This is a genomic window from Dietzia sp. 179-F 9C3 NHS, assembly GCF_045369825.1.
Classification (GTDB): Bacteria; Actinomycetota; Actinomycetes; order Mycobacteriales; family Mycobacteriaceae; genus Dietzia.
The window spans coordinates 1-11451 of sequence record NZ_JBIQES010000019.1 but is presented as its reverse complement, the minus strand read 5'-3'; the positions used below and the strand labels follow the sequence as shown (position 1 = coordinate 11451).

Genomic DNA, 11451 nt, shown 5'->3' with positions numbered 1-11451 from the left:
AGCGTTGTCCGGCGGCTAGTTGTACCCGGCGGTTCGGGCGGCGGCGAGCCTGCTGAGGAGCACCTTTCGCCAAGATGGGACTGCACAGTTCCCCCACCGGCGAGCTGTTCTTCAACTACCGGGTGGAGCAGCTGGCCCGCGACGCCAAGTCGCTCATGATCTACGCGGGCAGCAACGAGATCCAGGTGACCCACATCGCCAAAGGGCTGCTGGCGCGGTGAGACCGGCGAGCGCGTCGAGACAGTCTCCCGATAGCGCTGTGCGCATTGACTGCCACGATCTGCGGCAGGAAGACTTGCCCGATGACGTATCGAACGTGGTTCGCTCTGGCGGCCGAGGGATTCACCAAAGTCACCGAAGGCCTCCGCTCCACCGATCTCACGCGTCCCGGGCTGGGTGACTGGGACCTACGGGCTCTTCTCGGTCACACCACCCGGGCGTTTCTCACCATCGAGTCCTATCTCCGGTCACCAGCCGGCACATCAGCACCGGATCTGGCAGGCCCGGCGGGGTACTTTCGCGCAGCCGCTGCTGGCGGGCTCGCCGACCCTACCGAGGTCATCGCTCGGGGCCGGGACGCGGGGGCCGCGCTGGGGGAGAATCCGATCGGCGCCGCGCTCGAGATCGCTCTACGCGTGACCGCCGTCATCGATGCCAGCCCCGATAGTGCGCTGGTCGCCACCCCTGTCGGGACGATGACACTCGCGGACTACCTCCCCACCCGTGCATTCGAACTGACCGTCCACGGAATCGACCTCGCGACGGCATCTCAGCAGCCGATCCCACATGCACTCACCGAAGCCGCGGCCTACTGTGTGGCTCTTCTCGCCGACATCGCGTCCCCGTCCGATCGCATACTTGCGGTGCTGGCACTGACGGGTCGAGCTGGACTACCGGCAGGATTCTCACTTCTGTGACCAGGCCTCGGTGACTCGGGGGCTGACCACCCCGCACCGGTTGACGGCGCCCTCGACGGCCGTACCGTCACCGCATGACCACCGAGATGCTGCACACGTACCTGCAGGACCACCACGCTGGCGCGGCCGCGGGTGTCGACCTGTTCCGTCGGGTCGCCGAAGATCACCACGACCCTCATGTTCGCGAGGTGGTCTCCCGGCTCGGGGACCAAATCGAGGAGGACAAGCGTTCCCTCGAAGACCTGATGTCGCTCGTGGGCACATCGCCCTCCCCCCTCAAAGACCTGCCCGCCCGCGCCGCCGAGAAGGTCGGCCAACTCAAGCCCAACCAGCGGCTTGCCGAGCGGTCCCCGCTCAGTGACCTGCTGGAGCTCGAGGCGCTGACCCTGGCCGTGACCGGCAAGGAACTCGGGTGGAAGGCCCTGATCGACATCGCCGACCCTCGCCTACCTCGGGCGACGCTCGATAAGTTGTCCACTCGCGCAAGAGAACAGGGCGAAGAACTGGAGCGGCTCCGGCTGCGGTGCACGGACGCACTGCACCGGGAGTGAGCGGGGGCCCGGGCCGCCCGGTTCGACAGGAAACTAGCCGCCTTCCGGAGCTGCGCCGCTGGAGCCCACCTCGACCTCATACAGTGCACGGATCGCGTCCGCGGCCTCATCGAGGGGTGCGATCTCCCGACGGGCCCGGCACACGGCCACCGCCCCTTCGAGAATGCACAGCGACTGCAGGGCAAGGCGATCCGCCGACGTCGTCGTCATACCTCTCTCCCCCAATATCCGCGCCAATACCGACTGCCACCGCCCAAACGCCTCCCCCGCCTGCTCGGTCAGCTCGGGCAGCGCCGGATCGGCGTCCACCACCACGGCGAGCACCGGACATCCCGCGCGGTAGTTGCTCGTGAGCAACTGCTCGCGCCAGAGCGCGACGAATGCGTCCAGCGCGACAGCCGGATCGCCCTCCCCCGCCGCCCCGGCGAGCTCGATCATCGATTCAGTCGCGAACTCGACCGCCTCCGACAGCAGTTGCGCGCGTCCGCCGGGAAAGTGGTGGTACACGGACCCGCGCGGCGCACCGCTGGCCGCCAGGACCTTGTCGATGGTCGTCCCCGCCACCCCGTTCTCCCGCAACAGGACCGCGGCGGTGCGGACCATCTTCTCGCGCGTCGCACCGCGCCGTCCCCGGCCGGCCTCCGGCGGACTCGATCTCCCTGTGGGCATGCCCTGCATTCTACGTACTATGCTCTATGTCATAGTAGAGGCACGACAGGGCGGACCCATCAATCCGCCCCCCGGGAACGGAGCAGGCATGTCACAGCAGATCGGCCCCGTCAAGAGAGCACTGTCCTCGGCACGCGGCATGCAGATCGGGATGCTCTTCTGGCCGCCCTACCTCGCCGCGGGCATCCGCGTCGAGCACATCGCCCCCGACTTCAGTCGAGCACGCGTGCGGCTGAACAAGCGGCCGTGGAACACCAACTACGTCGGCACGGCTTTCGGCGGATCACTGTTCTCGATGTCCGACCCGTTCTGGATGTTCCTGTTGATGCGCCGTCTGGGGTCGGAGTACGTGGTGTGGGACGTGGCCGGCGAGATCGACTTCGTCTCCCCCGGGCGCACGGCCGTACACGCGGAGTTCGAGGTGACCGCCGAGCAGGTCGACGAGATCCGCGACGCGGCCGCCGGAGGCGACAAGGTGCTGCGCTGGTTCAGCACCGACCTGACCGACGACACGGGAGAGGTCGTGGCTCGGGTCCGCAAGCAGATTTACATCCGACGCAAGCGCGATGCCCGCGAGCAGGGTGCGGCTGCGGCCAACGCTTCCGTCACGCCGGCCTAAATGCCGCAATCCGCTACTCGACCGGCGGGTCCGCTACACCTGTTGAGGTAGCGGACCCCGCCGGACGAGTAGCGGATGCGGGGAAACGTAAAGGTCAGGCGTTCGCGCCCTGCTGCTCGCGGACGGCGCTGAGGATCTCGCCGACGCGGTCCTTGGCGTCACCGAACAGCATGTCGGTGTTGTCGCGGAAGAACAGCGGGTTCTGCACGCCGGCGTAGCCCGCGGCCATTGAGCGCTTGAACACGATGACGTTCTCCGCCTCCCACACGTGCAGCACGGGCATGCCGGCGATCGGGCTGCCCGGGTCCTCGGCGGCGTCCGGGTTGACCGTGTCGTTGGCGCCGATGACCAGCACGACGTCGGTGTCGGCGAAGTCGTCGTTGATCTCGTCGAGCTCGAGCACGATGTCGTACGGCACCTTGGCCTCGGCCAGCAGTACGTTCATGTGCCCGGGGAGGCGACCGGCGACGGGGTGCACGGCGAACCGCACGTCCACTCCACGCTCGCGCAACGCGCGGGTGAGGTCGGCGACCGGGTACTGGGCCTGGGCGACGGCCATGCCGTAACCGGGCGCAATGATCACCGAATTCGCATTGGCGAGCATCTCCGCGGCACCGGCGACGTCGATTTCGGTGTGCTCGCCGTGGTCCTTGCCCTCACCGGAGGAGGCCTCGATGCCGAAGCCGCCCATGATGACCGAGATGAAGGACCGGTTCATGGCCTTGCACATGATGTACGACAGGTAGGCACCCGAGGAGCCGACCAGCGCGCCGGTGACGATGAGCAGGTCATTGCCGAGCAGGAAGCCCGTGGCCGCGGCGGCCCAGCCGGAGTACGAGTTGAGCATCGACACGACGACGGGCATGTCGCCGCCGCCGATGGAGGCCACGAGGTGCCAGCCCAGCGCCAGGGCCAGGACGGTGACGACGATGAGCATCCACAGCGCTGGGGCGATGACGAACCACACGGTGAGCACGACGAACGCCACGAGGATGCCGGCGTTGATGAGGTTCTTGCCCGGCAGCACGAGCGGCGCGGACTTCATCTTGGCGGACAGCTTGAGGTAGGCGACGATCGAGCCGGTAAAGGTGACGGCTCCGATGAAGACGCCGATGAAGACCTCGGCGTGGTGGATCCCGAGCAGCGAACCGGTGAGCTCACCGTGGAGCTCGGGCTCGAGGTAGCCGTTCCAGCCCACCAGCACGGCGGCCAGGCCGACGAACGAGTGGAGCAGGGCGATGAGCTCGGGCATCTCGGTCATCTGCACACTGCGTGCGCGGAGCAGACCGATGGTGGCACCGATGAGCACGGCCACCACCATCAGCACGATGCCGATGGTGGCCGGCTTGTGGTCGAGGGTCAGGGACACGGTGGCCACGAGGGCCAGCGCCATGCCGGCGATGCCGAAGCTCAGGCCCCGGCGGGCGGTCTCGTGCTTGGAGAGGCCGGCCAGCGAGAGGACGAACAGCAGGGCGGCGACGAGGTAGGCCGCGTTGGCGGCGGTCACGAGGGACATCGTCTCAGGCTCCCTTCGAGAACATGCCGAGCATGCGGCGGGTGACGGAGAACCCGCCGAAGACGTTGATGGAGGCGACGAGGATCGCGATGGTCGCCAGGACGAGACCCAGCGTGTTGTCGATCCCCACCTGGAGCAGCGCGCCCACGACGATGACGCCGGAGATCGCGTTGGTCACCGACATGAGCGGGGTGTGCAGCGCGTGGTGCACGTTGCCGATGACGTAGTAGCCGATGACGATGGCCAGCACGAACACGGTGATGTGGCGCGGGATGTCGCCGGGCGCGAAGGCGGTGAGCAGGAACAGCGCCACCATGCCCAGGGCCACGAGCCCCATCTTGGCGCCGGTCGACATCTTCTTCTTCTCGGCCGGCGGCTCGGTGGGCTCGGCGGCGGCAGCGGGGGCCGGGGCCGCGGAGACCTGCACGGGCGGCGGCGGCCACATGAGCTCGCCACCGGAGGTGACGGTGACGCCACGCTGGACGACGTCCTCCATGTCCATCGTCCACTGCCCGTCCTTGCTCGGGGTGACGAGCTTGGCGAGGTTGACGAGGTTCGTGCCGTACAGCTGCGATGCCTGCGCCGGAAGACGCCCCGCCAGGTCGGTGTAACCGATGATCGTGACGCCGTTGTCGGTCACGACGACCTCGTCGGCCACACTGCCCTCGACGTTCCCACCCTGCGCGGCGGCCATGTCGACGATCACCGAGCCGCGCTTCATCGAGGCCACATCTGCGGCGGTGATCAGGCGCGGGGCGGCGCGGCCCGGGATGAGAGCGGTGGTGATGATGATGTCGACGTCCTCGGCCTGCGCCGTGTACAACTCGGCCGCGGCGCGGTCGTAGGCCTCGGAGGTCGCCTTGGCGTAACCGTCGGAGGAGATCTCCTTTTCCTCGTCCGGAACCTCGACCGGCAGGTACTCGCCACCGATCGACTTGACCTGGTCCGCAACCTCGGGCCGCGGATCGGTCGCACGCACGATCGCGCCGAGGCTCGAGGCCGCGCCGATCGCGGCCAGGCCGGCGACACCGGCACCCGCGACGAGGACCTTGGCCGGCGGGACCTTGCCCGCGGCGGTGACCTGACCGGTGAAGAACCGGCCGAAGTGATGAGCAGCCTCGATCACCGCGCGGTAGCCGGCGATGTTGGCCATCGACGACAGCACGTCCATCGACTGCGCGCGCGAGATGCGCGGCACCGCGTCCATGGCCAGTGCGGTCACGTCACGTTCGGTCAGCAGGGCCAGCAGACGCTCGTTCTGCGCGGGGGCCAGAAGACTGACCAGCGTCGCGCCGGAACGAAGCCGTCCGACCTCCTTCTCGGTGGGGACGGCGACCTTCATCACGACATCGCTCGACCAGGCTGTATCACCGTCAACCATCTCGGCACCGGCCTCGGCGTAAGCGGCATCCGCGAACTCGGCACGCGTGCCGGCGCCGGCCTCCACCACGACCCGGTACCCCAGGCCGGCCAGCTTGGTCACGGTCGCAGGCGTAGCCGCCACACGGTTCTCCGCCGAGTTCGACTCAGCGACCACACCGATCACCGAGGGTGCCTCCGCGGCATCCCGGACGTCAGCGTCCGGGGTCACATCTGGGATCTCTTCAAGGCTCGAAGCCATTAGGGGTTCCTTTGAAAGCGTTCTGAACGAACCGGTGCCGCGCACCGGCCCCGATGTTCATGTCTGCGTGACGTATCTATTTGTCTTCCGAGCCCCGGGGACATACCGGGGCTCAGGTGCTCCAGTCAACGATCGACCGATCGGAGCTCACGAGGTGCACCAGGGCAGGAGGGTGGCCCAAACCTCGTCCGCCGAGACGGCGTCTCCCCCGGGAGCGGACGGGGGTGCCGTCGTGACCGCCGGGGGAACTTCCGGCTGAGCCTACGGGACATCGGCTCACGGTAACGAGCCGGTACAGCCCGGCCGGCCCATTCTGTGAGACATCCCACACGAACATGAATTCGTCCTCAGCTCGGGAGGTGTCGATGCGCTCGCGGCGAGGGGACCGACTTGTTTCAGGCAGAGATCGTTCCGGCCACGGTCGTCAGCCAGCACGATGACACCTACCGTGTGACGTACGGCCCGCCTTGTGCGGGAAGGGACGTCGAAAGGTGGTCGATCGCCATGGTGAAGCGTCAGGTACCGAAGCCGAGCGAGATCTTCGAACTCATGCAGTTCCGGAAGCCGAGTCTGGACTTCCGGGCCAACCGCCTGAGCAAAGCGCAGTCGATCCCGGATCTCCGCGCGATCGCCAAGCGGCGTACCCCCGCCGCGGCGTTCGACTACACCGACGGAGCGGCGGACCGCGAGATCTCCCTCACCCGCGCGCGGAAGGCGTTCGAGGACGTCGAACTCCATCCAGGCGTTCTCACCGATGTCTCGGACCTCGATACCACCACGACGATTCTCGGAGGCCCGTCCGCCCTACCGTTCGGCATCGCGCCGATCGGGTTCACCCGGCTCATGCAGACCGAGGGCGAGATCGCCGGAGCCGGGGCCGCGGCCGCCGCTGGGATTCCGTTCTCCCTGTCCACACTGGGGACCACATCGATCGAGGACGTCCGCGCAACCGCGCCGGACGGTCGCCTCTGGTACCAGCTGTACGTGATGAAGGACCGCGACATCTCCTACGGCCTGGTCGACCGCGCGGCCGCGTCCGGATTCGACACCCTACTCTTCACCGTCGACACCCCGATCGCCGGCAACCGCATGCGGGACGCCCGTAACGGCTTCTCCATCCCCCCGCAGCTCACCGCCAAGACCATCCTTGACGCCATCCCGCGACCCTGGTGGTGGTGGGACTTCCTCACCACGCCGAAATTGGAGTTCGCCTCGCTCACCTCCACCGGCGGCACGGTCGGTCAGTTGCTAGACAGCGCGATGGACCCGTCGATCGACTACGAGGACCTCGCCGAGATCCGCCGGATGTGGCCCGGCAAGCTCGCGATCAAGGGAGTCCAGAACGTCGAGGACGCCCAGAAGCTCGTGGACCTCGGTGTGGATGCCATCATCCTGTCCAACCACGGTGGCCGCCAGCTCGACACCGCGCCGGTGCCGTTCCACCTCCTCCCGGAGGTCAGGAAGGCGGTCGGGGACGACGTCGACATCATCATCGACACCGGCATCATGCACGGCGCCGACATCGTCGCCGCCATCGCGATGGGCGCCTCGTTCACCCTCATCGGCAGGGCCTACCTCTACGGCCTGATGGCCGGGGGCCGCGAGGGCGTGGACAGGGCGATCGAGATCCTGTCCTCCGAGGTGCGGCGCACCATGAAGCTACTGCAGGTGGGGTCCGTGGAGGAGCTCGAGCCTCGGCACGTCACCCAACTGCGCTCGCTCGTGCCGATCGAACACGGCGCGCGGCGGCCGGTGTAGCGCGGCCCCCACGGAGCGAACGAGCGCAACCCGCCGACCAGATCCGCAAGGCCGACGTGGAGGCCGGGAAAAGCCTGGCACGACCGCGGCGGAGTCCCAGGAGCTCCGGGAGGCCAAGCGGCGTGTGCGCCTGCTCGAACAGGCCGCTGACGGCGTCCCCCGTCACGGTGGCGCGGGCGGGTACCCAAGATCGCTCGCCAGCCCTGCACCGGCGACGGCGACGGGCGGTGTCGTACCCGGTTGATAAAGTCACCGGTATCACATCAAACCCCAGGTGAGGAGCCATGCGATGGGTGTCGGAACGCGCCGTCCGCGAGCTCGGCCGGGGGCCTCGGCGACCCCCGTTCACGGCGCCACCCCGGGCTGGACGCGCCGGGCATCGTTCCGGGCCGATCGCTCGCTCGGCGGCGTGAGGGGTGCCCTCCCCCGCGCCGGGGAGGGTCGCCCGTGAAGCGCCTCCTGTCGGGCGTCGGAACCCGGTCCGCCCTCGCCCGGGTCTGCGCGGAGCTCATCGGCGACGGCGCGGCGCTCACCGCCGGCGAGGCGGCACTCCTGCGCACCGACGGGGTGCCCGACGAGGTGAACGTCGACGCCGACCTGGTGGCCACCGCCCGCGAGCTCATCTCGGCCGGAGGGGACCCCCTCGGCACCCTCTACTGCCGGATCCACAGCCCGGACGACCGGCGTCCGCTGGGGCAGACCTACACGCCGGGGCCGATCGTCGAGGCGATGGTGCGGTGGGCGCAGGCGCAGGGGACGCCGGCTCGGATCGTCGATCCCGGCTCGGGGTCCGGTCGGTATCTCCTGGCGGCGGCCGCTGCGTTCCCCGGTGCCGAGGTCGTCGCCGTCGAGCTGGACCCCCTCTCCGCGCTGCTGGTGCGGGCCAACATCGCCGTGTCGGGCCTCGGGCACCGGGCGACGGTGCACGTGGGCGACTACCGCGACCTCGTGCTGCCCGCGATCACGGGGACGACCCTGTTCCTGGGCAACCCCCCATACGTCCGGCATCACGGCATAGCACCGGAGTGGAAGGCGTGGCTCACACGCACGGCGCGGGCGCGCGGGCTCAAGGCCAGCGCGCTGGCCGGGCTGCACGTGCACTTCTTTCTGGCGACCGCCGAGCTCGGCAGGCCCGGCGACCGGGGGGCGTTTATCACCAGCTCGGAGTGGCTGGACGTCAACTACGGCTCGCTGGTCCGGGAATTGCTCCTCGACGGCCTCGGGGGCGAGTCGCTGCACGTCATCGAGCCTGAGGTCGAGCCGTTCGACGACGCCACCACGACGGGCGCCATCACCACCTTCACGATCGGCACCCGCCCGGAGGCGATGCGCGTGCGCCGCGTCGGGGAGGTCTCGGCCCTCGGCGACCTTACCGGCGGGCACCTCGTCGACCGGTCGCGGCTGGCGGACACGAGCCGCTGGTCCCTGCTCACCCGGGTCGTCCCCGACGTCCCGGAGGGGTTCGTCGAGCTGGGTGAGCTGTGCCGGGTCCACCGGGGCGCCGTGACCGGATCCAACGCCACCTGGGTCCACGCCCGGGACGGGCTGTCGCTGCCCGAGCGCGTCCTGTTCCCCTCGGTAACCCGGGCACGGGAACTCTTCGGCGCCGGCGAGCGGCTGGACGACACGACGGGGCTACGCGTGGTGATCGACCTGCCCACCGACCTCGACGAGTTCAACGACGAGGAGCGGGCCGGGATCGACCGCTTCCTGCGCCGCGCCCGCCGCGAGGGCGTGCACCGCGGCTACATCGCCTCCCGGCGCCGAGCGTGGTGGAGCGTGGGCCTGCGCGCGCCCGCGCCGATCCTCGCGACCTACATGGCCCGCCGCCCGCCGGCGTTCGTCCGCAACCCCGGCGGGGCCCGACACATCAACATCGCCCACGGGCTCTACCCGCGGCAGGAGCTTGGCGAGGACGTCCTGGACGCCCTCGGCGACTACCTCCGGACGCGGGTCTCCCTGCACCAGGGACGGGTGTACGCCGGCGGGCTGACCAAGTTCGAGCCCAAGGAGATGGAGCGGATCGTGGTCCCGGGCCCGGAGCTGCTGCGTGCGGGGGTCATCGCATGACCGCGACGCCGCCGCGCTGGACCGTGGAGCAGTTCACCGTGGCTGCCGACACCTCCACCGCCCGGTTCCGCGAGCTCCGGATGCAGGAGCCGCTGGAGCAGTACCTGCACTCCTACGAGGATCACCGGCACGCCGTCGAGGTACTGCTCGAGCGGACGGTCGATCTCGCCGCGCTGCACCTGCGCGCCCCGGAGGTTCTGCTCGAGCCGGAGCTGCTCACCGCCGTGCGCTTCCTCGCCTCGCCGTTCATCAGCGCGGACGACCTCAAGACCGTCGCCCAGACCACGCTCAGCGCCTCGGCCCTGCGCGCCGACGACTGGGCGGGGGCGCGCCGCGTGGTGGACGCGGTCCTGCTCGGCCTCGACCGGCACCGCTTCCCCTGGGTCGGCGAGGACCGCCCGCCCACGGACGCCGAGCGAGAGGCCGCCGTCGTGGCCACGGCGTCCCTGGCAGCCACGCAGAGCGTGCAGACCGCACGCCGCACGTCGTCGAAGGACGACCAGGAGCAGCGGGTCGCCGACTATCTCGTCTCCCGGGGCTTCGCCCAGGTGCCACCGCGGGCCATGGCGAGCGTCACGGACCTGCCGGCTCCCGGCGAGTTCTGCCGCGAGGCCCTGTTCGGCAGCCGCAAGGCCGACCTCGTGGTGCGCACCCGCGACGGCCGGGCGATGCCGATCGAGTGCAAGGTGAGCAACTCGTCGATCAACAGTGTCAAGCGGCTCAACAACGACGCCGCCGTCAAGGCCGTCGTGTGGCTCCAGGAGTTCGGGCACCTCGTCGCCCTGCCCGCGGCGCTCCTGTCGGGCGTGTTCAAGGTCGCCAACCTCACGGCCGCCCAGGACCAGGGCCTGACTCTCTTCTGGGAGCACGACCTCGACGCACTCGGGGCGTTCCTCGACGCGGCCGTGCCGTAGCGCAAACCGGCCCTTCCGGATTTAGAGTGCGTTGATCCGGTCCTGGAGCTGGCCGGAGTGAGTCAGTGATCGCAAGATGTAGTGGTGGATGTTGCGGAAGCCGTGGGCGATTCCGCGGAGGTGTTTGAGGCGTCCGTTGATGGCCTCGACGGGGGCCGTTGGAGGCGCCGATGTCGAAGTGGGCCAGGATCTCCTCCCGCCGCTTCCCTAGGGTGCGATCGAGCTGTGCGAGCTCGGGCAACTCCTAGGGGGCACCGGCCTTGATCGCCTTGAGGAGCTTGTACATGGCGATCTTGCCCTTGCGCCTGCGGGAGGCTTCGTAGGCGGTGATGAGCCGCTGGTAGACGAGGTAGGTGACCTCCACCGCGACGTGCGCGTCGTGGGCGGTGAACGCCTTCCACAGGCGGCCGCCCGAGCTCAAGAGCCCTGTCCAAGGCAATCCTCGGCTTGCCCGATCAGCTCGTCCCCGTTCGGAATCGGCTCAGCCGACCGCCGCAAGAGCGTACGTGACACGACGTCCACGGTGTTGATCGGTCCCGGGTTCCGGATGTCAAGTCTCCACCACGTACCGACCACCGGGTCCTCTCCACCGCGCCGGAAGCCCCTACGGCGACGATATAACGCGTCTTATCGGCGCAACAGTCCGCAACTTTCGTAGACCGGTGTGCTCGGTGGCCCGAACGGTTTACCTGTCTGCGTCGCTGAGGGGTGGGATCCGGAACTATGTCGAAAGCGGCGCTGAACCGCCCCAGGTTTCCCGCCGCCTCCTTTTCGAGTCGAGGAGGATGGCTGTATGCCGAAGAAGATCGATCCCGC

Annotated in this window: 10 protein-coding genes and 2 pseudogenes; 7 read left to right on the top strand and 5 right to left on the bottom strand. The window is 69.0% G+C overall.

The genetic code is table 11. The features are described from left to right. Nucleotides 1-116: 116 nt before the first annotated feature. From ACH0BZ_RS15435 to ACH0BZ_RS15425, 3 genes and pseudogenes are all read left to right on the top strand, one after another. Nucleotides 117-221 (top strand): annotated as a pseudogene (locus ACH0BZ_RS15435) (acyl-CoA dehydrogenase family protein); the annotation flags it as partial. A gap of 81 nt (nt 222-302) precedes the next feature. Beyond that, on the top strand, nt 303-917 hold the full coding sequence (locus ACH0BZ_RS15430; RefSeq protein ID WP_406899585.1) for a maleylpyruvate isomerase N-terminal domain-containing protein: 615 nt from the start codon (nt 303-305) through the stop codon (nt 915-917). A 74-nt stretch (nt 918-991) separates the two neighbouring features. Beyond that, a complete protein-coding gene (locus tag ACH0BZ_RS15425) occupies nt 992-1468 on the top strand; it encodes a hypothetical protein (RefSeq protein WP_406899584.1) in 477 nt (158 codons plus the stop codon). Nucleotides 1469-1501: 33 nt separating this feature from the next. Here ACH0BZ_RS15425 and ACH0BZ_RS15420 read toward each other — a convergent pair whose 3' ends face one another. Further along, entirely contained in the window at nt 1502-2146 is a 645-nt protein-coding gene (locus ACH0BZ_RS15420; RefSeq protein ID WP_406899582.1) for a TetR/AcrR family transcriptional regulator, read from the bottom strand. A gap of 79 nt (nt 2147-2225) precedes the next feature. On the opposite strand from ACH0BZ_RS15420, the gene ACH0BZ_RS15415 reads away from it, so the two are divergent. Beyond that, entirely contained in the window at nt 2226-2756 is a 531-nt protein-coding gene (locus ACH0BZ_RS15415; RefSeq protein WP_406899580.1) for a DUF4442 domain-containing protein, read from the top strand. Between the two features lie 94 nt (nt 2757-2850). On the opposite strand, the gene pntB is transcribed toward ACH0BZ_RS15415, so the two are convergent. Then, nucleotides 2851-4272: a Re/Si-specific NAD(P)(+) transhydrogenase subunit beta gene (gene pntB, locus ACH0BZ_RS15410; RefSeq protein ID WP_406899579.1), complete on the bottom strand. Its 1422-nt coding sequence runs from the start codon at nt 4270-4272 to the stop codon at nt 2851-2853. 4 nt (nt 4273-4276) lie between these two features. Beyond that, nucleotides 4277-5893 (bottom strand): Re/Si-specific NAD(P)(+) transhydrogenase subunit alpha, encoded by a 1617-nt coding sequence (locus ACH0BZ_RS15405; protein WP_406899578.1) that lies wholly within the window; start codon nt 5891-5893, stop codon nt 4277-4279. A gap of 504 nt (nt 5894-6397) precedes the next feature. Here ACH0BZ_RS15405 and ACH0BZ_RS15400 point away from each other — a divergent pair. The 3 genes from ACH0BZ_RS15400 (at nt 6398) to ACH0BZ_RS15390 (ending at nt 10635) form a co-directional block, all read left to right on the top strand. Next, complete coding sequence (locus ACH0BZ_RS15400; RefSeq protein WP_406899577.1) at nt 6398-7651, top strand: alpha-hydroxy-acid oxidizing protein; 1254 nt, start codon at nt 6398-6400, stop codon at nt 7649-7651. 447 nt (nt 7652-8098) lie between these two features. After that, complete coding sequence (locus ACH0BZ_RS15395; RefSeq protein ID WP_406899575.1) at nt 8099-9721, top strand: Eco57I restriction-modification methylase domain-containing protein; 1623 nt, start codon at nt 8099-8101, stop codon at nt 9719-9721. Continuing rightward, nucleotides 9718-10635, top strand: a complete 918-nt coding sequence (locus ACH0BZ_RS15390; RefSeq protein WP_406899573.1) for a XamI family restriction endonuclease — start codon at nt 9718-9720, stop codon at nt 10633-10635. Before ACH0BZ_RS15395 ends, ACH0BZ_RS15390 begins: the two co-directional genes overlap by 4 nt. Before the next feature lie 21 nt (nt 10636-10656). Here ACH0BZ_RS15390 and ACH0BZ_RS15385 read toward each other — a convergent pair. Next, a pseudogene (locus ACH0BZ_RS15385) lies at nt 10657-10873 on the bottom strand (transposase); the annotation flags it as partial. Nucleotides 10874-10879: 6 nt separating this feature from the next. Further along, the gene (locus ACH0BZ_RS15380; RefSeq protein WP_406899572.1) at nt 10880-11056 is read right to left on the bottom strand and encodes a hypothetical protein; all 177 of its coding nucleotides are present in this window, start codon (nt 11054-11056) and stop codon (nt 10880-10882) included. Nucleotides 11057-11451 lie beyond the last annotated feature (395 nt).